Genomic DNA, 22,881 nt, shown 5'->3' on the forward strand with positions numbered 1-22,881 from the left:
GAACACATGACTCAATACTCCGCAGGTGCCGCATTCCGCAAGGCCGTCCAGGAAGAATCCCCGTTGCAAGTCGTCGGCGCCATCAACGCCAACCACGCCTTGCTGGCCAAGCGCGCCGGTTATAAAGCCATTTATTTGTCCGGCGGCGGTGTCGCGGCCGGCTCGCTGGGCTTGCCCGACCTGGGCATTTCCAGCCTGGACGACGTGCTGACCGATATCCGCCGCATCACCGACGTGTGCGACCTGCCGCTACTGGTCGATGCCGACACGGGCTTCGGTTCGTCCGCCTTCAACGTGGCGCGCACCGTGAAATCGATGATCAAGTTTGGCGCTGCCGGCCTGCATATCGAAGACCAGGTGGGCGCCAAGCGCTGCGGCCACCGTCCGGGCAAGGAAATCGTCAGCAAGGAAGAAATGGTCGACCGCATCAAGGCGGCCGTCGATGCGCGCACGGACCCGAACTTCGTCATCATGGCGCGCACCGATGCGCTGGCCGTCGATGGCCTGGAAGCGGCACTGGAACGCGCCGTCGCCTGCGTCGAAGCGGGCGCCGACATGATCTTCCCGGAAGCCATCACGGACCTGGACATGTATGCCACGTTCGCCAAGGCCGTCAACGTGCCTATCCTGGCCAACATCACGGAATTCGGTTCCACGCCGCTGTTCACGCTGGACGAACTGCGCAGCGCCCACGTGGGCCTGGCCCTGTATCCGCTGTCGGCTTTCCGCGCCATGAACAAGGCGGCCGACAACGTCTACCGCGCCCTGCGCCGCGACGGCACGCAAAAAAATGTCGTCGACACCATGCAGACGCGCATGGAGCTGTATGAATCGATCAACTACCACGACTTCGAGCAAAAGCTCGATGCGCTGTTCGCCGCGCAAAAGAAGTAAGCACCTATACAAGAGCGGGCCTTGGGAGGTCCAAGCCCGCCGCACTGGACTGACAATCATCTTCTGGAGAACACTATGACCGCACCGCAAGTCGCTACTTTCAAGCCTAAAAAATCCGTCGCCCTGTCCGGCGTTACTGCCGGCAACACGGCGCTGTGCTCGGTCGGCAAGACCGGCAACGATTTGCACTACCGCGGCTATGACATCCTGGACGTGGCCGACAGCTGCGAGTTCGAGGAAATCGCCTACCTGCTGGTGCACGGCAAGCTGCCGACCGCCGCCGAATTGAAAGGCTACAAAGCCAAGCTGAAATCCCTGCGCGGCTTGCCGTCGGCAGTCAAGTCGGCCCTGGAAGCGCTGCCGGCCGCCGCCCACCCGATGGACGTGATGCGCACGGGCGTGTCCGTGCTGGGTTGCACGCTGCCGGAAAAAGACGACCATAACGCGCCTGGCGCGCGCGACATCGCCGACCGCCTGATGGCGTCGTTCGGCTCCATGCTGCTGTACTGGTACCACTACAGCCATAACGGCAAGCGCATCGAAGTGGAAACGGACGACGACTCGATCGGCGGCCACTTTCTGCACCTGCTGCACGGCGAAAAACCGTCGGCGTCGTGGGAAAAAGCCATGCACACGTCCTTGATCTTGTACGCGGAACACGAATTCAATGCGTCGACCTTCACCAGCCGCGTCATCGCCGGCACGGGTTCGGACATCCATTCGGCCATCACGGGCGCCATCGGCGCGCTGCGCGGCCCGAAACACGGCGGCGCGAACGAAGTGGCGCTGGACATCCAGAAGCGTTACGACAATCCCGACGAAGCGGAAGCGGACATCCGCGAGCGCGTCGCCAACAAGGAAGTGGTGATCGGCTTCGGCCACCCCGTCTACACGATTTCGGACCCGCGCAATAAAGTCATCAAGGAAGTGGCGCGTTCGCTGTCGCAGGAAGCCGGTTCCACGAAAATGTTCGACATCGCCGAGCGCCTGGAATCGGTGATGTGGGAAATCAAGAACATGTTCCCGAACCTGGACTGGTTCTCGGCCGTGTCGTACCACATGATGGGCGTGCCGACGGCGATGTTTACGCCGCTGTTCGTCATTTCGCGCACCTCGGGCTGGGCCGCTCACATCATCGAACAGCGCATCGACAACAAGATCATCCGCCCGAGCGCCAACTACGTGGGCCCGGAAGACCTGGAATTCGTGCCGATCAAGGACCGCAAATAATGAGCACTGCAATGACTACCCCGATGAATACGCTGCACCGCAAGCCCTTGCCGGGCACCCAGCTAGACTATTTCGACACGCGCGCCGCCGTCGATGCGATCCAGCCAGGCGCCTACGCCACCTTGCCCTACACCTCGCGCGTACTGGCCGAAAACCTTGTGCGCCGCTGCGACCCTGCCACCCTGAACGCCTCGCTGAGCCAGTTCATCGAACGCCGCCGCGACCTCGATTTCCCGTGGTTCCCGGCGCGCGTCGTCTGCCATGACATCCTGGGCCAGACGGCCCTGGTGGACCTGGCCGGCCTGCGCGACGCCATCGCGGCCCAGGGCGGCGACCCTGCCCTGGTCAACCCCGTCGTGCCGACGCAGCTGGTGGTCGACCACTCGCTGGCCGTCGAATGCGGTGGTTTTGACCCCGACGCCTTCGCCAAGAACCGCGCCATCGAAGACCGCCGCAACGAAGACCGCTTTGATTTCATCGACTGGACCAAGAAAGCCTTTAAAAATGTCGACGTGATCCCGCCAGGCAACGGCATCCTGCACCAGATCAATCTGGAGCGCATGTCGCCCGTGATCCAGGTGCAAAATGGCGTCGCCTATCCCGATACCCTGGTGGGCACGGATTCGCACACGCCGATGGTCGATGCGCTGGGCGTGATCGCCATCGGCGTGGGTGGCCTGGAAGCGGAAAGCGTGATGCTGGGCCGCGCTTCGTGGATGCGCCTGCCCGACATCATCGGCGTCAAGCTGACGGGCAAACCGCAGCCGGGCATCACGGCCACCGATACCGTGCTGGCGCTGACGGAATTTTTGCGCAAGCAGAAGGTCGTCTCGTCCTACCTGGAATTCTACGGCGAGGGAGCGTCGCACCTGACCCTGGGCGACCGCGCCACGATTTCCAACATGGCGCCGGAATTCGGCGCCACGGCCGCCATGTTCTACATCGATGCACAGACCATCAAGTATTTGAAACTGACGGGCCGCGACGACGAACTGGTGAAACTGGTGGAGCTGTACGCCAAAGAGACTGGCCTGTGGGCCGACAGCCTGGTCGACGCCGAGTACGAGCGCGTGCTGACGTTCGATCTGTCGTCCGTGGTGCGCAATATCGCCGGGCCGTCGAATCCGCACAACCGCGTGCCGACGTCGGAACTGGCCGCGCGCGGGATCTCCGGCGTGGTGGAAAACGAGCCGGGCAAGATGCCGGACGGCGCCGTCATCATCGCGGCGATTACCAGCTGCACCAACACGAACAATCCGCGCAACATGATCGCCGCCGGCCTGATCGCGCGCAATGCGAACCGCCTCGGCCTGACGCGCAAACCATGGGTCAAATCGTCGCTGGCACCTGGCTCGAAAACGGTGGAGCTGTACCTGCAGGAAGCGGGCCTGATGACCGAGCTCGAAACATTGGGCTTCGGCGTAGTGGCGTTTGCCTGCACCTCGTGCAACGGCATGTCGGGCGCGCTCGATCCCGTCATCCAGGAAGAAGTGGTGTCGCGCGATCTGTACGCCACGGCTGTCTTGTCGGGCAACCGCAACTTCGACGGCCGCATCCACCCGTACGCGAAACAGGCTTTCCTCGCCTCGCCGCCGCTGGTGGTGGCCTACGCGATTGCCGGCACCATCCGCTTCGACATCGAAAAGGACGTGCTGGGCATCGCCCCGGACGGCAAGGCTATCCAGTTGAAGGATATCTGGCCATCCGACGAGGAAATCGACGCCATCGTCGCTTCCAGCGTCAAGCCGGAGCAGTTCCGCAAGGTGTACATCCCGATGTTTGCCGCGCAGGTGGACGACGGCATCAAGGTCAGCCCCCTGTACGACTGGCGTCCGCAGACGACGTACATCCGCCGTCCGCCATACTGGGAAGGCGCGCTGGCTGGCGCACGTCCATTGAAAGGCATGCGTCCGCTGGCCGTCCTGGGCGACAACATCACCACCGACCATTTGTCGCCATCGAACGCCATCATGCTCGATAGCGCGGCTGGCGAATATCTGGCGAAGATGGGTTTGCCCGAAGAAGACTTCAATTCCTACGCCACGCACCGGGGCGACCATCTGACGGCGCAGCGCGCCACGTTTGCCAACCCGACCCTGAAGAACGAGATGGTCATCGAGGATGGCAAAGTCAAAGCCGGTTCGCTCACGCGCATCGAGCCGGAAGGCACGATTTCGCGCATGTGGGAAGCCATCGAGGTGTACATGGAGCGCAAGCAGCCCCTGATCATCATCGCCGGCGCCGACTACGGCCAGGGTTCCTCGCGCGACTGGGCCGCCAAGGGCGTGCGCCTGGCCGGCGTGGAAGCCATCGTGGCCGAAGGCTTCGAGCGCATCCACCGCACCAACCTGGTGGGTATGGGCGTGCTGCCGCTGGAGTTTTTGCCAGGCGTGAACCGCAAGACCCTGGGCATCGATGGCAGTGAAACCTACGACGTCGTGGGCGAGCGCACGCCGCGCTCCACGTTGACCCTGCTCGTTCACCGCAAGAACGGCGAAACGCTCGAAGTGCCCGTCACCTGCCGCCTCGACACGGCGGAAGAGGTGTCGATCTACGAGGCGGGCGGTGTTCTTCAACGCTTCGCGCAGGATTTCCTCGAGTCGTCCAAGGCGGCGTAATGGCGATGTGATCGCGCAATTCACCCCAAAGGCAAGGTCTGGGGTCGGACCCTCAGGGTCCGACCCCGGCATTTCGCCGTTGGGTTTAATCAGCCATTCAACGCAGGAATTTCCATGACCCACGTACCCCAAATCAAAATCCCCGCCACCTACATGCGCGGCGGCACCAGCAAGGGCGTGTTTTTCCGCCTGCAGGATTTGCCCGCCAGCGCGCAAGTGCCGGGCGCGGCACGCGATGCGCTGCTGCTGCGCGTGATCGGCAGTCCCGACCCGTACGGCAAGCAGATCGACGGCATGGGCGGCGCCACCTCCAGCACCAGCAAGACGGTGATCCTGGCAAAAAGTAGCAAGCCGGAGCACGATGTCGATTATCTGTTCGGCCAGGTCTCCATCGACAAGCCGTTTGTCGACTGGAGCGGCAATTGCGGCAACCTGTCGGCCGCCGTCGGCTCGTTCGCCATTGCCAGCGGCCTGGTGGACGCCGCGCGCGTGCCTGAAAATGGTGTCGCCACGGTGCGCATCTGGCAAGCCAATATCGGCAAGACCATCATCGCCCACGTCCCCGTGACGCATGGCGAAGTGCAGGAAACGGGCGACTTCGAGCTCGATGGCGTGACCTTCCCGGCCGCCGAAGTGAAACTGGAATTCCTCGACCCGGCCGCCGAGGAAGAGGGCGGCGGTGGCGCTATGTTCCCCACTGGCAACCTGGTCGATGACCTCGACGTGCCCGGCATCGGCACCTTGAAAGTCACGATGATCAATGCCGGCATCCCGACGATTTTTGTCGATGCGCAGGCCATCGGCTACACGGGCACGGAACTGCAGGACGCCATCAATGGCGATCCGACCGCACTGGCCCGTTTCGAGACCATCCGCGCGCATGGCGCCCTGCGCATGGGTCTCATTGCCCACCTGGATGAAGCGGCGAAGCGCCAGCACACGCCGAAAGTGGCTTTTGTCGCCAAACCGGCCAGCTATGTCTCGTCCAGCGGCAAGCAGGTGGCAGCGGGCGAGATCGACCTGCTGGTGCGCGCCATGTCGATGGGCAAGCTGCACCACGCCATGATGGGTACGGCCGCTGTCGCCATCGGCACGGCGGCAGCCATTCCCGGCACCCTGGTGAACCTGGCGGCGGGCGGCGGCGAAAAAACCAGCGTGCGCTTCGGCCACCCGTCCGGCACCCTGATGGTGGGTGCGGAAGCGGCGCTGGTCGATGGCGCATGGAGCGTCACCAAAGCCATCATGAGCCGCAGCGCACGCGTGCTGATGGAAGGTGTCGTGCGCATTCCAGGCGACGCGTTTTAGGCAGAAATACGCAGGCAGATGCTACACAGATCGTACACATAATGCGGCGGCCAGGCCAGTTGGCCCAGGTCCGACACAGATTGCACGCCTACCGGAGGAGACATGAATTTCGCAGCATTTTATCAACGCTCGATCGACACGCCTGATGCTTTTTGGCGCGAGGAAGCGGAAAAGATCGATTGGCATAGCCCATTTTCGCAAGTGCTTGATTATTCCCGCCCGCCGTTCGCCAAATGGTTCGTCGGCGGCACCACCAATTTGTGTCACAACGCCGTCGACCGCTGGGTGCACAGCCAGGGCGATGCCGCCGCGCTGATTGCCATCTCCACCGAAACGAATACCGAGCGCACTTACAGCTTCCGCGAGCTGCAGCGCGAAGTGGAACGCTGCGCCGCTATTTTGCTGTCGCTGGGCGTGGTCAAGGGCGACCGCGTCCTGATCTACATGCCGATGATCGCCGAGGCGGCCTTCGCCATGCTGGCGTGCGCGCGCATCGGCGCCGTGCATTCCGTGGTGTTCGGTGGTTTTGCCGCCAACAGCCTGGCCAGCCGCATCGACGATGCGCGGCCAAAACTGGTGTTCTCCGCCGATGCCGGTTCGCGCAATGGCAAGGCGATCGCCTACAAGCCGCTGCTCGACGAAGCCATCCGCATCGCCGCGCACAAGCCGCAGCAGGTGCTGCTGGTCGACCGCCACCTGGTGCCGATGCAACTGACGCCGGGCCGCGACGTCGATTACGCGACCCTGCGCGAGCAGCACCTGGACGCGCAGGTGCCCGTCACCTGGCTCGAATCGAACGAGCCGTCGTACGTGCTGTACACCTCGGGCACGACGGGTAAACCGAAGGGCGTGCAGCGCGACGTGGGCGGCTATGCGGTGGCGCTGGCGTCGTCGATGCAGTACAACTTCTGCGGCAAGCCCGGCGAAACCTTCTTTGCCACCTCGGATATCGGCTGGGTAGTGGGGCATTCCTACATCGTGTATGGCCCGCTGATCGCCGGCATGGCCACCATCCTGTACGAGGGTTTGCCGATCTGTCCCGATGCGGGCATCTGGTGGAGCATCGTCGAAAAATACAAGGTCACGCGCATGTTCTCGGCGCCCACGGCCATCCGCGTGCTGCGCAAGCATCCGGTGGAATTGATGCGCAAGTACGACCTGTCTTCCCTGAAGGCGCTGTACCTGGCGGGCGAGCCGCTCGATGAAACCACCTCGCAATGGATCGCCGATGAACTCAAAGTGGACATCATCGACAACTATTGGCAGACGGAGACGGGCTGGCCGATCCTCTCGGTGGCAAAAGGCGTGGCCGATACGCCGACGCGCCTGGGCAGCCCGGGCATGGCCATGTACGGCTACCAGGTCAAGCTGCTCAACGAAGCGACGGGCGAGGAGTGCGGCGCCAACGAGAAGGGCGTGCTGGTGCTGGAAGGCCCGCTGCCGCCCGGCTGCATGCAGACGGTGTACGGCGACGACGAGCGTTTCGTCGAGACCTACTGGTCCACCTTCAGCGGCCGGCAAGTGTATTCCACCTTCGACTGGGGCGTGCGCGATGCGGACGGCTATTACTTCATCCTGGGCCGCACCGATGACGTGATCAACGTGGCCGGCCACCGACTGGGCACGCGCGAAATCGAGGAAAGCATCACCAGCCATCCGAACGTGTCGGAAGTGGCCGTGGTGGGTGTGGAAGACAAGCTCAAAGGCCAGGTGGCGATGGCTTTTGTGATCCTGAAAAACCCGCAGGGTTTCGACAGCGTTGAAGCGAAAGCGGCACTGGAACGCGAAGTGATGGCCGTGGTAGACCGCCAGCTGGGCGCCGTGGCGCGGCCCGCGCGCGTGCTGTTCGTGGCACAGTTGCCGAAGACGCGTTCGGGCAAGCTGCTGCGCCGCTCGATCCAGGCCATCTGCGAAGGGCGCAGCCCGGGCGACCTGACGTCGATGGACGATCCGGCATCGCTGCAGCAGATTCAGGCCGCATTGGTGTAAACGTCATGATGAGAATGAAGTTTATCAAACGATAAACATTATTCTCAAATCCGGTCGCTTTCCTTGCGCACGACCCTGCCCACGATCAGGCATTCATTGCCACGGCACAGCTTGCGGTGGTATTTGCGCTGGTCCGGGTTGTCCGAGGTCAGCCACCATTCGCCGATATCGCGCGCCATGCGCTTGACCACCGGTTCGCCTTCGTAATTGATGGCAAACACAATGCCATCGGCCGGCCGCTTGTCGGCCGTATTGATGATCACCACGTCGTCCTCGTACAGGGCCGGCTCCATGCTCTCGCCCTTGACCTTGATGGCCACCAGTTTTTCAGGGTGGTAGCCATTGCGCTCGACCCAGCTGCGCGGCACGCTGATGCTGCTGCCGTCGTGCGTTTCCGGTTCGATGGCAAAGCCTGTGATACCTGCCGACAGGCGCAATTTGACCTTGCGGATCGGGTAGAAGCGCGCATCTTCGCCATCGAGCACCACCACAGGCTGTACCTCTCCCAGCGCGCGTGCCGCCAGCTCTGCTTGATCGGGTGCCGCACCCTGGTCGAAGTACATGCTGTCGAGTTGCAGGTCCGCTTCCAGCTTGCGCGCGATTTTTTCGCTGAAGGCGCGTCCCTCGCGGTAGGTGGGCGAGAGGATTTGCGAGATGCGCGCCTCGCTCCAGCCGCTGACGTCGGAAATTTTCTTGCGCGTGTTGTCGTAGTGCTCGCGGATCAGGGCCAGCAGGCGGTCGCGTCTGTATTGATACATATTCATCTCCACATTAAACCCGAAATTTACCGTTTGATAAATTACCAAATGCTTGACTTTAACATTAGCGATTGATAAAGTCCACTCGTTGCCTGTCGCAAACGCACTACAGCGTCTGCCGATGGGCGACACCACGGGAGGTCAGGCAGATGTTGAACAGCAGTCAGTTGGTGGAAAGCAGGGTGGTGCCACGCCAGGGGCGCCAGTTACAGGGACGCAGCAAGAAGTCGCAGCTGCATATCGCCCGCATCGCGCAGTACATACGCGAGCAGGGCCAGGCCAGCGCGGCGCAATTGTCCGCCTTGCTGGGACTCGATGCGGGCACCATGAGCCGCTATTTGCGCCACATGTGCGGCATGGGACAGATTCACCTGGCGCAGCGCCATTGCACGGAACCGGGACGCCAGCGGCCCGCCCTGTACGCGCTGGGCGAACAGGACGAGGAGGTCGACGGCTGGGCCGAACTGCCGCCGCAGGTGCGCCGTACGGCCAGCTGGCCACGCGGTGCGGCGCGCCGCGATCCGCTGGTGGCGGCCCTGTTCGGACCGGCGCAAGGGTAGGGCAGCAAGCCGCCTTCTCAAATGAATGACAGCAAGCAAGCTGCCAAGCGCAGCTTTTTTTGCCGCAACTGAAAGCACATCATGCATATCGATATCACCGCCGCAGGGGCTGCCTGGATCAAGCTGCTGGGCGTCCCCTTGCTGGCCGCCTTCTTTGCCACCTTGCTCAGCTTCATGGTCATGTGGCCACGCAACTGCAAGGAGGCGCTCATCCGTATTTGCTCCAGCATCATCATTGCCACGTTTGCCGGTCCCGTCCTGGTGTCGGCGGTGCTGGCGTGGTGGCCCGGCTTGTTTGACAGCGCGCAAACGGTGGCGGCGCTGTATGGCTGTGATCCGGCCACGGGCTTTCTGTTCATTGCCGCACCGCTGATGGCGCTCGTCGGTTTGCCGGCGTGGTGGCTGGTGAGTGCCAGCGTGCGCTGGTTCGACCGGCGCCGCGACAAGGATATCGGTGAACTGGCGGCGGATGCGGCCGCTGCCGTCAAGGAGGTGCGGATGCGACGCTGACGGCGCTGGCGTCCCCTTTTAGTGCATGCTCATGGCAGCGTGCCTGAAATCGGTGCGAAGGGGGAGGGCGCCACGCGCCTCATGCTGGTTTGTCGCCACAAACTGTATACAATTTCACCTGGCACGAAGCGTGCATGGCATACCTTGGTCATCCCATCCAAGGAGCTTCGCATGCCTCATCCACCGCCAGTGTGTTCCTGTCTTCCCGTTTCTCTCTTGCTTTTCCCTTTCACCTGCACCCATCCGGGTCGCGGTAACCCAGGAAATGGAGCGTAAATGGCCTCTCCCCGCTTGAAATCCATCCACCGCAGCGTTCCGGGCAGCACGCCTGCCGCGCCATCGCCCGTGGATGAAATCCTGCCAGCCGGCAAGTTGTTCGCCCTGGGTTTGCAACATGTGCTCGTCATGTATGCGGGTGCCATCGCCGTGCCGCTGATCGTCGGCCGTGCCCTTAAGCTGCCGCCCGAGCAGGTGGCGGCATTGATCAGTGCCGACCTGTTCTGCTGCGGCCTGGTGACCCTGATTCAGTCCCTGGGCATCGGCAAGTACTTCGGCATCCGCCTGCCCGTGATGATGGGCGTGACATTTGCCGCCGTCAGTCCCATGCTGGCCATGGCGAACAACCCGGCCCTGGGCATCACTGGCATCTTTGGCGCCGTGATCGGCGCCGGCGTCGTTTCCATGCTGATCGCGCCCTTCATCAGCCGCCTGCTGGCCCTGTTTCCGCCCGTGGTCACCGGCAGCATCATCGCCGTGATCGGCGTGTCGCTGATGCGCGTGGGCGTGAACTGGGCCATGGGCGGGCCGCCCGCCATGGCGCAAATTGCCGATCCTGCCTTCCTCAAGATGGCCGCTGCCGCCACGGCGGCCGGCTTGCCTGCGCCGCTTGGCCCCGTGCCGCTGATCGCCAATCCCGGCTACGGCGCGCTGGATAACATGGGCATCGCCTTCTTCGTGCTGGCCGTCATCTTGCTGGTGGCCAAGTATGGCCGGGGGTTCCTGTCGAATATCGCGGTATTGATCGGCATCATCGCCGGCACGGCCCTGTCGTTTGCCATGGGCAAGGCCGATTTTGCCAAGGTGGCCAGCGCCAAGGCCTTTGCCATCGTCACGCCGTTCCAGTTCGGCATGCCGACCTTCGACGTGGTCGCCATCGTCACCATGAGCCTGGTGATGATCGTCGTCATGATTGAGTCCTTGGGCATGTTTTTGGCGCTGGGCGAAATGACGGACAAGCGCATCACGCAAGACGACATCAGCCGCGGCTTGCGCGTCGATGGCCTGGGCACCCTGATCGGCGGCATCTTCAATACCTTCCCGTACACCTCGTTCTCGCAAAACGTAGGCCTGGTGGGCGTGACGGGCGTGCGCAGCCGCTGGGTCTGCGTGGCGGCCGGCCTCATCCTGCTCGTCATGGGCGTGATCCCGAAGATCGCGCAGACGGCCGAGTCCGTGCCGGCGTTCGTGCTGGGCGGTGCAGGGCTGGTGATGTTCGGCATGGTGGCCGCCACCGGCATCCGCATCCTGGCCGGCGTCGACTACAAGAGCAACCGCAACAACCTGTTCATCGTGGCCTTGTCGATCGGCTTTGGCATGCTGCCGCTGGTGGCAGAGCAATATGCGCAGCACATGCCCAAGGCCCTGTCGCCGTTGCTGCACAGCGGTATCCTGCTGGCCGCCATCGTTGCCGTGCTGCTCAATCTGTTCTTCAACGGCCTGGCCTCAAGCGAAAAAGCGAGGGAGCAGGCGCGCGAAAATAGTCACGGCAGCGATTGAGGCGCCGCCCTGTAGCGTGAATGCGGATCAGCCGGACGGCAGCATCCTCAGTACCACGCAATTGCGCCCCGCATCCTTGGCGTGGTACAGCGCGGCGTCGGCCAGGCGCAGCAGGGCGTCGGGATCGGCGGCGCCCGGTGGCGACTGGACCGCGATGCCGACGCTGATCGTCACCTGTGCTGCATCCGCACTCGCATGGGGGATGCCCAGATCTTCGATGGCGCGCCGCAGCGCTTCGCCGATCTGGCGCGCGTCGTCTGCGCCCGTGTTCGGCAGCACGATCGAAAACTCTTCGCCGCCGTAGCGCGCCGTCAGGTCGCCCGCGCGCCGCATGCCGGCCGCCAGCGCCTGCGCGACGCGGATCAGGCACGCGTCGCCGGCCTGGTGGCCATGCCGGTCGTTGAAGCGCTTGAAGTAGTCGACATCGAGCATGACGACGGCCAGCGGCTGGCCGACGCGCGTGGCGCGCGCACATTCGGCGCGCAGCACGTCGTCGAAATGGCGCCGGTTCGACAGGCCCGTCAGGCCGTCGGTGATGGACAGGGTTGCCAGTTTGCGGTTGGCGTCTTCCAGCTGTTCCGTGCGTTCGGCAACGCGCCGTTCCAGGCTGTCATGCAGCCTGGCGCTGGAGATCGAGATCATCGCCTGTACACCGAGCATGCGCAGGAAGGCGACGCGCTCCTGCGTGAACGAGGCTTCCGCAAGCCGGTTCTCGAAGTACAGGATGCCGTCGATCTGGCCGCCGTGCCGGATCGGCAGGCACATGACGGCACGCGGCCGCTGCAGCTGCACGTACGGGTCGGCGGCAAAGCGCGACACGCCTGTGATGCTGTCTTCGATCACCTCCGCGCCAGTGCGGATCACGTAGCGCAGCAGCGTCAGCGGGAACTGCGGGTCGCTGGCGGCGTTCAGGTCGAGCCGCCGCGCTTGCAGGACGGTGACGCCATCGCCATCGATATTGGCCTCCAGCTGGTAGCTGCCTTCGGACAGCAGCAGCAGGCGCGCCACTTGCCCGCCAGCGTTTTCGCACACGATGGAAATGAGGCGCGTCAGCACATTGCGCAGGCCGACTTCGTTTGACAGGATCTGTGCCGCCTTCAGCAGCGACACCAGGTCGAGCGCGGAACTGCCGTGCGTGTGGGAGACCGAATGCCGCTGCGTGCTGCGGCCATCCATCCTTGACAGCAGCGCAGCGTGGCGCTCCCGCAGTTGCGTCACCTTGCCCTCTGCGCCCCACTGGCCGTAGTGCGCGATGGCGTCCTGGATGAAGACGCCGGCCACGCGCGCGTGGCCCTGCTCGGACCAGTATTCGCCGCACAGCTCATTGCCCAGCGCTTGCACGTTGACGTAGCCTGCCAGACCGGCGGCGTCGATCGCCTGCCGGTAATGGCGTGTGGCCAGCTGCAGGTCGTCCCGGTAGCGTGCCATCTCGGCCATCACCAGCAGATGTTTGGCAGCGCTATTGTCCGATCCTTGCCTGGCCCACTCGGTGAGGCTCGCCTGCAGTGCATCGATCACGCTCAGCACAGCGCCCGCATCGGGTCGCGCCGGGTCGCGCCGCAAGGCACGCAGCCATATCAGCGCGGCGTAGAAGCTCGACTCGGCAACCTTGGCCTGGCCGCGCATGATCTGGGTGACGATGCCGAGCTGGCCTGCCAGCAGCTCGGCGTCGGCGCCGTCGAACAGGTAGGCGTTGCGGATCTTGCCTTGCAAATAGTAGGCGCGGTACAGCTGCGAATCGCCATACTGTTCGAGGAAACGCGCCTCGCTGAACGTCGCATCATCGTAGCTATCGTGACGGGGCAGGCAGCCCATCAGGCATTTGATCGGCTGGACCGCGGCGGCGACACAGCAATCGGCCATCGCCTGCTGGCCGTTGGCGCGCATCAGCGCCAGGTCGTGCTCGATGTCGTGCATCAGGTGCGGCAGGTAGTCGCCGAGGATCATCCGTTCGGTGGCGCGCACGGCCGCCACCACGCCGACCTGCACGAAATCGGCGATTTCCAGGGCCCAGCCAAAGGCTTCTTCGTACAGGGCATCGGAGCTGCGCAGTGGCTGCGTCCAGTGGCTGATGAGCGCACCGAACATCAGGCCCGTGAGTGTGCGCGTCTGCAGATTGGCACGCCGCCTGGCCAGCGCCATCGCCATCGCGCCGAAGTCGTAGCCGCGCGCCACGTCGCCGCCGTACAGCGCCAGCATCAGCGCGTAGCCGACATAGGCGACGGCGCTGAAATCGCTGTTCCCCCGCTGCATGGACAGCCGCGTCATCGATACCACCATCAGTGCGCTGAGATCCTGCTGGCCGGCGTAATAGCTGGCCATCCACAGGCCCTGCATCATCTGCATCGCGGCCACTGCGTCCGGCGCGCACATGTCGCCCGCCGCCAACAAGGTGTCGGGCGCCTGCGCGCCTGGCTGCTGCCCGATGTCGGCACGGATGTCGTCGAAGCGCGCCTTCATGTGCGCGACATCGTGCGGAATGGCGATGTTCAACTGCGCCAGGCCTTCGCGCTGCACGGCGATGGCGTCGAGCAGGCGACCCTGCAATTGATACTGGTGCGCCTGGATGGCAATGCAGCGTAGCTGCAGCAGCGGGTGCAAGGTGCGGGCGCGCACCAGCGGATAGATCGCCTCGGCGGCATCGAACTGCCCGCACAGGTACGCCGCTTCGGCCGCGCCCAGCTGCAGGTCGAGCCAGAGGTCGGCGTGGACGCTCCACGCCTCCGCCGGCAGCAGGCCCAGACCAATTCGCATGTGCTCCAGGGTGGCCTGGAACGCGGCCGAGCGTCGCGCCTTGACGCCGGCCTGTAGATTGAGCGCCGCCAACTGCACGCGCTCATCTGCGTCGTCGAGCAGCGCACGGCCGGCGTTGAGCTGTTCGACGATCTCGAACAGTGCACCATCCTGACGCTCCGGTGTCGCATGCCGCAGCAGCAGGCGGCCGATGCGAAGATGGTTGGCCGCGCGGGTAGCGGCATCGGCGACCAGGTAGGCTGCCTGCTGCACCCGATCGTGCAGGAAGCGGTAATGGACGTCGCTGTGGCCGGCACGGGTGTCGCCATTGACGTATTTATAGCGTTCGTCGAGCGGCTGGACCAGTCCTGCATGCAGCGCCGGCCACAAGGTTTGCTGCGTGTGCCGGGGCGAGCGGTCCACTGCCAGCGCAAGCGTGTCGAGCGTGAAGCGGTTGCCGCTGGAGGCGGCCAGTTGCAGCAGGTGCTGCGTTGCCGTGGGCAGACGGTGGATTTTCTCCAGCAGCACCTCGACCACGTTGTCGGTATATTTGACCTGTTGTATCGCGCGCAGGTCCCAGTCCCAGCAATCGTCGGCTGCGCGGTAGCGCAGATGGCCCGTCTCATTGAGCGTAGCGAGGAACTGGTTGAGGAAAAATGGATTGCCGGCCGTCTTGGTGTAGCAAATGCGGGTCAGTGGCGCGCAGTCGGGTGCCGCCACGCGTACGGTGGCCGCTACCATTTGCGCAACTTGCGCTTCGCTCAGGGGGCTCAAAAACAGCGTGGACAGGCGCACCTCGCGTGCGAGCAGCTTGTCGCGCAGCGCGATGAGGGGGTGCGCGGCGCTCACTTCGTTGTCGCGGTACGCGCCGATGAACAGCAGGCAGCATTTGTCGCAGGAGAGCATGAGCAGCTCGATCATCCGCAGCGTGGCCGCATCGGCCCATTGCAGGTCGTCCAGGAACAGCACCAGCGGATGCCCGGTGCAGGCGAAAACTTCGACGAAGCGGGGGAACAGGCGGTCCAGGCGCAGCTGGGCCTGTGCCGGCGCCGGCGCGGGCAGGGCGTCGGTGGGGCCGACGATCAACGCCAGTTGGGGAATCAGTTCGACCAGCACGCCGATGCCATCGCCCAGGGCGCCGTGCAGTTTTGCGGACCACTGCCGCAGCGTTGCTTCGGGCTGGCCCAGCAACTGGTGCACCAGGCCCTGGAAGGCCTGGATCAGCGAGGCATACGGTACGTCGCGCTGGAGCTGGTCAAATTTGCCGGACAGGAAGCAGCCGCGCCGGGCGATGATCGGTTTCTGTACCTCGTTGACGACCGCTGACTTGCCGATGCCTGAATGGCCGGCCAGCAGCAGCATCTCGCAGCGACCTGCGGCACTGCGTTCAAACGCCGCCAGCAGCATGGCGATGGCATCCTCGCGCCCATGCAGCGTCTGCGGCACAAGGAAGCGGCCATTGTGGTCGGACAGCTTGAGCGGCTGCGCCGGCTTTTTCGCGCGGCATGCTTCGAGGTCGCTGCGCAGGCCTTGCAAGCTCTGGTAGCGTTGCTCGGCATTTTTTTCCAGCAGGCGCTGGATGATCGGCAGCAACTGGCCGGGCAAGTCTGCGAACGCCGGGTGCGACCAGTCGGGACTGCGGGCAATGTGGCAATGCACGAGTTCCATCTCGTCGCCCGCCTCGAACGGCGCCTGGCCGGCCAGCAGTTCGTACAGGGTGGCGCCGAGCGCGTAGAAATCAGCGCGCCAGTCGACCCGCCGATTCATGCGCCCCGTCTGTTCCGGCGCCATGTAGCGCAGCGTGCCTTCCAGGGCCTGGAGATTGACGATGCCATGGCTTTCGTATGGCAGTTCACAGGCGATGCCGAAATCGGTCAGCTGCAGCAGACGCCGGTCGGCATTCCACACCAGATTGGAGGGATTGATGTCCTTGTGGATCACGCCATGACGATGGACCTCTTCCAGCGCCGCGCACAGTTGCAGCGCGATGTCGAAAAAATCGTCCAGCGCCAACGCAGGCTGCGCCGGCGTCCTGCGCACCGCCGCCTGCGCGCGCAGAATCTGGTCGAGCGCCTGGCCGCCGCTATCTTCCAGGATCATCGTCCAGCACCCGCCGTGCAACTGCAGCGCAAGCGGATGCACCACGCCAGGATGGCGGCAGCGGCGCGCGATCGCATACTCGCGCTTGAATTGTGCCAGTTGCTGAAAGGAAGGGAACTGCTGATTGGGCTTCTTGACGATCAGCGCAGTGCCATCAGCGGCCCTGGCGCGATACACCCGCGAGCGGCCACCGTTGTGCAGCTGTTTGATGATCTCGTGGTCGAAAAGAGAGCTCATGGGCTGGGCTAGCGATACACAGACGGTTGCGGGAGCCTTGAGGCGCACATTTCGAAGTATTACTTGATTGTAAGTATTATATCAGTAGGCAGCCGAGGAGTGAGGGCGTGGCACGTGGTGCGCTGGGCGGTGTTGTATAAAAGCCGGCAGGGCTGTGACGGCCGCGTGCCGGGCTTCACGCAGCAGGCTGACCAGGTATTCCTTGGATGTGGCGGCGATGGTTCTGAAGTCCGGTACTTCCACTACGCCGGGCGCCGGCAACTGGCTCGGTCGATGGGGGCGCGTGCGACGCTTGCTTGTTTTACGGGCACGGCCAGGGTGATGACTTGGCCGGACAGGTAGGCGTTCATGCAATGCATGATGCCAAAATGCACGTGCGGACGCACGCGGTGGCGGGGTGATTTAGCTTTTTATCATTTTTATGAAGCCGATAAGGACAATGAAAAAGACAATAATGCTGATCCAGATAGAGACGTTGTTCGTTTTTGTAGCGTTATCTAAAAGTTGATTGGCAGTTTGTGAATTAATCGCCATGGTCTTGTCGATCGAGGCTTGGGTGGCCGCATTCAACTCCTGTTCGTAGAGAGTGGAGAATTTTGATCTATCTTCAGACGGCAATGTTTTGATGAAGTCTTCTATTTCGTCGCTCTGGTCAAGGGCTAGTTGGTGAGTATTCTTCCCAGCGATGGCGGCTGCCTGTAGCGCTTCAAAGTTTTTAACAGCCAGGTTTCTGACAAATGCTCTATCTACAGCAGGAGCCATGTTGCCATCGGCGGATGATGGCATTTCTTTTTCTAAATTCATACTTTCCTCAGCTTGCTATTGTGAAAAATCATTATGTTTTCCGGCGTCTTGTCTTCCGACCATGCTTCGCCATATCACCTATAAATAGTGACCATGGGCGTTCATCGTTTCGGGGCATGGGATAATCCTCATTGAGCGGAATTAATTCAAAAACGACTTCGCCGGTAAGTACTACGGGCTTACGTTGGCAACAATAGATATGGATTTACTGCCCTCTTCAGGTAAGTGAAGTACTTCACCCAGAAATAAGTAAGTATTTAGAAAAAGAGAATGTGCCTCTTCCGAGGATACGTCTTTATGTACACCTGTCGAAACACGATCAAATAGATTTGCCAAATTTTGTCGAAGACGTTGTTTTCGTGATTGACTCTGGGTTCTTGTATGAATATAAGCATTAATGCGGTTTTGGTGCTTTCCTGCATCCAGTTTAAGAGTGTTGCCATTAATGTCCATCGTATCTTCAGTCGGTGGGAAAATTGAGTCGGAAAATGATTCGATGATCCTACGACAGGTGCTCAGGGCTTGACTTATTGATTCTTCTTCTCCGTCTGCAAGACGAGACATTACTGCAGGAATTTTTTCTAGTATTTCTCCGCAATGTTGAAAAATTAATTTGTCTACGTTTGATTTGTAACGCTCAAAAATGGATTCGGAAAGATTTTCGAATTCTTTTTCATAGTAAATTTCACTGATAAATTCGTGAAGATAAGCAAGCACTCGCGAGCGTACGCCGCTAGCACGAACAATAGTGTTGCTCGCTACCGTCATTTTGTCTGTGATTTGCCGAATGGTAATATTGATATAGTCACTACTAGAGTCAGGTATACGGAGCATTGCCAATTTTGCTTTTTCAGCAAGAATTGTGGCTTCCTGCAATGCTAATGGCCCCCAAAGCCCCAGTCCTTTTTCTTTATCCGTCCATCGACCCGTAAGTGTCATATATTTAAGTGATACTGGTTCGTTGGAGTTATATCCCTTAAGTTCTAACTTTAACCAGTGTCGGACTTCATCCGAACCGACCCAGCGGGCCAGACGAGATGCTTTCAAAATCAAATGTTCTGCGTCAACTCTTCCTAGTTCAATGTCGTCCAAAAGTTCCTTTGCAAGTTCAAGTATATGATTTGATCGACTTTGTGATGACATATTTCTTCCAATGGTTTTCTTAAAACATTAATGTGAAAGTTGTGGTGAGGAGAAGTGGGTGATGAACGATAAGAAAGATAGCAGCTTTTACAAAAATAATCTGCTGTTGGCAAGGTTGAGAGTCCTTAAATTTTGGCTCTGTCATCGGTAAGTAGGGTAAATGCCGGAATCTTCCGTTGACAGTGCTGTCTGACTCTGCATACTCACCTGACAGGGAGCAGATCATGCAGGCAGCCGAATGGATCAGCTTTATCGCCCAGTTTGCGCAGTTGAACCGACGCCAGCGGCAGGCTGGAATGGCGCTGCTGCGTGGCAATGCCCCACACGACGCGACCGTCGCGCTGCTGGAAAGTGTGGCGCAACCGCGATTGGCCTGTCCCGCCTGCCACTCGCCTCAGCTGCACCGGCATGGCCATGCACACGGCTTGCAGCGCTACCGCTGCGTGCCGTGCGGGCGTACCTTCAATGCCTTGACGGGCACGCCGCTGGCCCGCTTGCGCCACAAGGCGCTTTGGCTCGAGTATGCCGATTGTCTGCTCGACTCCGCCTCGGTGCGCCAGGCCGCTCAGCAGCTGGGTGTGCACCGCAACACCACCTTTCGCTGGCGCCACCGTTTTTTAACGGTCGCCAAGACGGACCGGCCGCATGGCCTGCATGGCATCGCCGAGGCCGACGAGTTATATCTGCTGGAATCGGAAAAGGGAGCCAGGCGGATGACGCGTCCAGCCCGCCGCCGGGGCGGCCATGCCCGCCAACGCGGCATTTCCAATGAACAGGTCTGTATCCTGGTGGCGCGCGACCGCACGGGACAAACCCTCGATTTTGTCACGGGCAAAGGGGCCCTGACGAAGGCGCAGTTACACCATTGTTTGTTGCCCGTCATCGACAAGGATGTTTTGCTGGTGACCGATGGCCATGCCGCCTACCGCGCCTTCGCCAGGGAGGCGGGCATCAGCCATCAGGCCGTCAACTTGCGCGCCGGCATCCGCGTGCGGGGCGCCGCCCATGTGCAGAACGTCAATGCGTATCACAGCCGCTTGCGCGAATGGCTACGGCCGTTTCACGGCGTGGCGACGCGTTACCTGCCGAACTACCTGGGATGGCGCTGGATCCTTGACGCCCGGCGCATCCGCTCACCAGAAACATTATTGAAGGCAACCCTGGGAGCATTTCCACATCTGACGGTGACATAGCCTAAATTTTTGTCAAATGATACATTAAGGATTCTCGTATCAACGTTCGATCCGCTTCGTTCAGTCCCAAAAGTGGGCGGGCAGGGTAGGTGTGCTTTGCTCCCTTCTTACTGATCTTGTCCAGTAGCCCCTCGCGGCCTGCTTGCTCTTGTAAGTGTGCTCCAGCGTCTTAAGCTTGCCCATGGCACCAGCCTGCTCCTACCCTGCCTTTTTCTTCTTCGCCGCCACGTCCTTCCACTTGGCCACCACGCCCGTGATGCCCTCATCCGGGTCTTTCTCGTCCTCGCGTTCTGCCTCGACCGCTTTCGTCTTCGTTTCAAATTCCACCCGCGTGGTAAAGCCGTTGCAGCCCAGGCTGTGCGTGACCTTGACCGATAGCCATTCGGTGGCGTCGATCTCGGGCTTGAAGCCTGTCACGGTGACGGGCGATTGCGGGAACACGGCCGGGTTGCCCAGGGCCAGGCTCATTTCAAAGGTGGCCAGGCCGCGCAGGATGCGCTGCCATTCGGCTACGGCCGCCGATGAAATGTGTAGAGTTGAATGTGGATTTGATGCATAATAAATTTCATTAAATTGCACATGCATCAATTTTTAGCGCGTAACGGAAACATCGTCATTTATGGGGGATGTATGCGAGTGAAAATTAACTTCTTAATTACTGCTATGCTGGTTGTTTTTTGTGCCGCTGATACATCAGCCGCGCAGTCTCTAGAGATAGGCCTCATTGCAAAGGCAATCACTGGTTCTGCAACACCTTTACAGCGTCGTCGGGTGGAGGAGCTGGTGGGTTTTCTTGTCGATATGTCTCAACGACCAGAGCGTATCGTTCTGGCTAACATCATTGGCACAGGAAGTGCCAGTTTTAATTCGACCCACTGCGTCGAAAAGACCAAATACGGTGACTCCTGTTTCTACAATGAAGACCGATCTGCCACCTCTGACATACGTTTTAACTCACTGAGAACTTTCACTTTCAAAGTGGAGTCTGATGGCGGTGCAGAAGTGAGTCTTGAAATTTCGCCAGAATATGCCTGCATACCAAACGATCTTCTTACAAAAGTTTGGGGGGAGCCATCTGGTGAGCAGCCTTTCTACTTCCCCGATTTTTTTGCAGGATCGGAAGACCGTCCGCCGTTGAAATATGAGGCTTACCGGAAAATAAACCCTTCATTTCCCTATGTGTATATATTAGTAAAGTCAGTCAATAATTGTGTGATATCCATTGATTTATCCGCCATTCATCCACCTATTAAAAGATAGTATGCCTATAAAGACGCCTTCCAATCCACCAAACCCTGTTTCACGGCTCCAAGCTTTGCGTAGTCCTAAAACGATTTCATTTATTGATAATATTATTGCTAAAGGTATAGCGAAAAATAATTATAATGGTTCGAGCAATTATCAACCTGGAGAGATGAAAAATGGTATTTCGGAACCGGGTTCCATTTTTATAAATCCTCATGATGTGACAGCATTGGCCAACGCGATAGGCGGCCTGCCATATCTCAAAGCATACGACTCCGTTCTGCTTCATGAGTTGGGTCATGCGTTTTACGCAACAAGAGTTGCTCTTGATTATCAAACAGATCCGGCTAAAATTGTTGATTGGTGCTATAAGCGAGAGGCATTGGCGTCTCTCTTTGTTTTTGATTATCTTGTTGATCGAGGAATAACTAGTGGATCTTTAGTGGTTCCCGGGCCAGGGATCCCCGCCGACCTTTATAGTCTAATGGCGGCTTCGGTAGCAGATCTGACTCCTGGATCAATCCTATATGAAAACGCAGCGATTGCAACCGCAAAAGCGAAATATCAAGCCAGCCCTATGTATCAAAAATATTGTGAAAATTTTGCTAATAAAGGTGGCTTGCCACCAAAATTTTATCCACCTCCTGTTCCCACTGAAGGAGGCGGAGGCAGTGCCGGTGGTGGCGGCGGAGGAGGTGGTGGAGGAGGAGGAGGAGAGTTGCTAAAGATACCTTCAGGCTATTGGCGAGAAGTGCCCAGCGAGTGATCTAGTAGCTGATGATGCTTTCAGTAGTTTAGCTGTCCAGTCCCGTTTGATCATAAACGCGCTTAACGAATAGGTCCGGCTTCTTTTACTGCCATTCTTTGAGCGCCTGGATGGGTGTTTTGGCACCGATGGCCCGTTGTGGAATATGGTGGTTGTAAAGCTTTAAATAGTTGAGCAAGGTAGCCTCCAGATCGGCCCGACTGTCGAATCGGGTCTGCTGCAACAGTTCGTTGATACGGCCGTTGAATCGTTCGACCATGCCATTCGTTTGCGGATGCCTGGGCGGTGCCAGGCGGTGTTCGATACCCATGGCGGCGCAGACTTTATCGAAGGCGTGCTGGCCACTGGGCTTCCTGTCTTTTGTTGTGAGGCGGTCGGTGAATTGCGAGCCGTTGTCAGTCAGCAGTTTGATGATCTTGATCGGCGAGGCCAGCTTGAGCCGGTGCAGGAAGTCGACGCTGCTTTTGTCTGTCATATCACCGTAGATATGCAGGAACACCCAACGCGTGGCGCGGTCGATGGCCACGAACAGATAGCGGCGCGAGGTTTCGTCCGGCATCTGCGGCAAGTATTTGATGTCGACTTGAACAAAGCCGGGTTCGTAGTCCTTGAAGGTCTTCTTGGCCGAGATCGTTTCTCCCCCAGCCTTGGGAATGACATCTTCCAGGCGGGCCATGCCTTCGCGCTTGAGCAAACGGGCAATGCCCGAGCGCGAGACGTCGGGATTGATGTATTGCCGGGTAATGTACAGCAGGTCGTCGAGCGGCAGATAGAGCGATTGGCGCAGTGACAGCACGATGGCCTCCTGCGTCGCGCTCAGGGTCGTATGCAGCGTACGGGCTCGGTGCGAACGGTCTTGCACATCGTCCCGCTTGAGCCACTTGGCAGCCGTGGCAGGAGTGATGTTGAAGACCTTGGCGGCCTCGCGGTCGGACAGTCCGGAGTCCTTGATTTCCTGCCGGATCTTCGGGGTGGTGCGGGCTTGGGGATGAATGCGTGAGCTCATGGACTGAAGTTTAT

18 protein-coding genes are annotated in these 22,881 nt (G+C 60.4%); 11 read left to right on the forward strand and 7 right to left on the reverse strand.

What is annotated here, in order from left to right; all coding sequences use genetic code 11:
• Positions 1-6 precede the first annotated feature (6 nt).
• The 5 genes from prpB (at position 7) to ACP7EG_RS04970 (ending at position 8,036) form a co-directional block, all read left to right on the forward strand.
• A complete protein-coding gene (gene prpB / locus ACP7EG_RS04950) occupies positions 7-894 on the forward strand; it encodes a methylisocitrate lyase (protein WP_096236075.1) in 888 nt (295 codons plus the stop codon).
• A gap of 75 nt (positions 895-969) precedes the next feature.
• Positions 970-2,124 (forward strand): bifunctional 2-methylcitrate synthase/citrate synthase, encoded by a 1,155-nt coding sequence (gene prpC, locus ACP7EG_RS04955; RefSeq protein ID WP_219134697.1) that lies wholly within the window; start codon positions 970-972, stop codon positions 2,122-2,124.
• Positions 2,125-2,147: 23 nt separating this feature from the next.
• Positions 2,148-4,742, forward strand: a complete 2,595-nt coding sequence (gene acnD / locus ACP7EG_RS04960; protein WP_426087135.1) for a Fe/S-dependent 2-methylisocitrate dehydratase AcnD — start codon at positions 2,148-2,150, stop codon at positions 4,740-4,742.
• Positions 4,743-4,856: 114 nt separating this feature from the next.
• Positions 4,857-6,047: a 2-methylaconitate cis-trans isomerase PrpF gene (prpF, locus tag ACP7EG_RS04965; protein WP_426086660.1), complete on the forward strand. Its 1,191-nt coding sequence runs from the start codon at positions 4,857-4,859 to the stop codon at positions 6,045-6,047.
• Between the two features lie 102 nt (positions 6,048-6,149).
• On the forward strand, positions 6,150-8,036 hold the full coding sequence (locus ACP7EG_RS04970; protein WP_426086661.1) for a propionate--CoA ligase: 1,887 nt from the start codon (positions 6,150-6,152) through the stop codon (positions 8,034-8,036).
• A 44-nt stretch (positions 8,037-8,080) separates the two neighbouring features.
• Here the strand turns inward: ACP7EG_RS04970 and ACP7EG_RS04975 are convergent, their stop codons facing one another.
• Positions 8,081-8,794 (reverse strand): S24 family peptidase, encoded by a 714-nt coding sequence (locus tag ACP7EG_RS04975; protein ID WP_116744874.1) that lies wholly within the window; start codon positions 8,792-8,794, stop codon positions 8,081-8,083.
• A gap of 149 nt (positions 8,795-8,943) precedes the next feature.
• On the opposite strand from ACP7EG_RS04975, the gene ACP7EG_RS04980 reads away from it, so the two are divergent.
• From ACP7EG_RS04980 to ACP7EG_RS04990, 3 genes are all read left to right on the forward strand, one after another.
• Positions 8,944-9,354 (forward strand): FeoC-like transcriptional regulator, encoded by a 411-nt coding sequence (locus ACP7EG_RS04980; protein WP_426086662.1) that lies wholly within the window; start codon positions 8,944-8,946, stop codon positions 9,352-9,354.
• Positions 9,355-9,435: 81 nt separating this feature from the next.
• Positions 9,436-9,864 (forward strand): hypothetical protein, encoded by a 429-nt coding sequence (locus tag ACP7EG_RS04985; protein ID WP_426086663.1) that lies wholly within the window; start codon positions 9,436-9,438, stop codon positions 9,862-9,864.
• A gap of 276 nt (positions 9,865-10,140) precedes the next feature.
• The gene (locus ACP7EG_RS04990) at positions 10,141-11,640 is read left to right on the forward strand and encodes a nucleobase:cation symporter-2 family protein (RefSeq protein ID WP_426086664.1); all 1,500 of its coding nucleotides are present in this window, start codon (positions 10,141-10,143) and stop codon (positions 11,638-11,640) included.
• 27 nt (positions 11,641-11,667) lie between these two features.
• On the opposite strand, the gene ACP7EG_RS04995 is transcribed toward ACP7EG_RS04990, so the two are convergent.
• The 3 genes from ACP7EG_RS04995 to ACP7EG_RS05005 all read right to left on the reverse strand — a co-directional run bounded on the left by ACP7EG_RS04995 (position 11,668) and on the right by ACP7EG_RS05005 (position 18,657).
• Positions 11,668-16,710 carry a diguanylate cyclase domain-containing protein gene (locus ACP7EG_RS04995; RefSeq protein WP_426086665.1) on the reverse strand — a complete coding sequence of 1,681 codons (5,043 nt, stop codon included), beginning with the start codon at positions 16,708-16,710 and terminating at the stop codon, positions 11,668-11,670.
• Between the two features lie 402 nt (positions 16,711-17,112).
• Positions 17,113-17,514, reverse strand: a complete 402-nt coding sequence (locus tag ACP7EG_RS05000) for a hypothetical protein (protein ID WP_426086666.1) — start codon at positions 17,512-17,514, stop codon at positions 17,113-17,115.
• Between the two features lie 171 nt (positions 17,515-17,685).
• Positions 17,686-18,657 (reverse strand): hypothetical protein, encoded by a 972-nt coding sequence (locus ACP7EG_RS05005; protein WP_426086668.1) that lies wholly within the window; start codon positions 18,655-18,657, stop codon positions 17,686-17,688.
• A 224-nt stretch (positions 18,658-18,881) separates the two neighbouring features.
• Here ACP7EG_RS05005 and ACP7EG_RS05010 point away from each other — a divergent pair, with 224 nt between their 5' ends.
• Positions 18,882-19,850, forward strand: coding sequence for an IS1595 family transposase (locus ACP7EG_RS05010; RefSeq protein ID WP_426086669.1), 969 nt, complete (start codon positions 18,882-18,884; stop codon positions 19,848-19,850).
• A gap of 1 nt (position 19,851) precedes the next feature.
• On the opposite strand, the gene ACP7EG_RS05015 is transcribed toward ACP7EG_RS05010, so the two are convergent.
• Together ACP7EG_RS05015 and ACP7EG_RS05020 are read right to left on the reverse strand one after the other, a co-directional pair.
• Complete coding sequence (locus ACP7EG_RS05015; RefSeq protein ID WP_426087136.1) at positions 19,852-19,974, reverse strand: phage virion morphogenesis protein; 123 nt, start codon at positions 19,972-19,974, stop codon at positions 19,852-19,854.
• Positions 19,975-20,048: 74 nt separating this feature from the next.
• Complete coding sequence (locus ACP7EG_RS05020) at positions 20,049-20,318, reverse strand: hypothetical protein (RefSeq protein WP_426086670.1); 270 nt, start codon at positions 20,316-20,318, stop codon at positions 20,049-20,051.
• A 111-nt stretch (positions 20,319-20,429) separates the two neighbouring features.
• On the opposite strand from ACP7EG_RS05020, the gene ACP7EG_RS05025 reads away from it, so the two are divergent.
• Positions 20,430-21,110 carry a hypothetical protein gene (locus ACP7EG_RS05025; RefSeq protein WP_426086671.1) on the forward strand — a complete coding sequence of 227 codons (681 nt, stop codon included), beginning with the start codon at positions 20,430-20,432 and terminating at the stop codon, positions 21,108-21,110.
• Position 21,111: 1 nt separating this feature from the next.
• Positions 21,112-21,861, forward strand: coding sequence for a hypothetical protein (locus tag ACP7EG_RS05030; protein ID WP_426086673.1), 750 nt, complete (start codon positions 21,112-21,114; stop codon positions 21,859-21,861).
• An 85-nt stretch (positions 21,862-21,946) separates the two neighbouring features.
• Here the strand turns inward: ACP7EG_RS05030 and ACP7EG_RS05035 are convergent, their stop codons facing one another.
• Positions 21,947-22,867: an IS481 family transposase gene (locus ACP7EG_RS05035; RefSeq protein WP_426086674.1), complete on the reverse strand. Its 921-nt coding sequence runs from the start codon at positions 22,865-22,867 to the stop codon at positions 21,947-21,949.
• Between the last annotated feature and the right edge of the window lie 14 nt (positions 22,868-22,881).

Origin of the sequence: Janthinobacterium sp. PSPC1-1, assembly GCF_049897625.1 — a bacterium.
GTDB lineage: Bacteria > Pseudomonadota > Gammaproteobacteria > Burkholderiales > Burkholderiaceae_D > Janthinobacterium > Janthinobacterium tructae.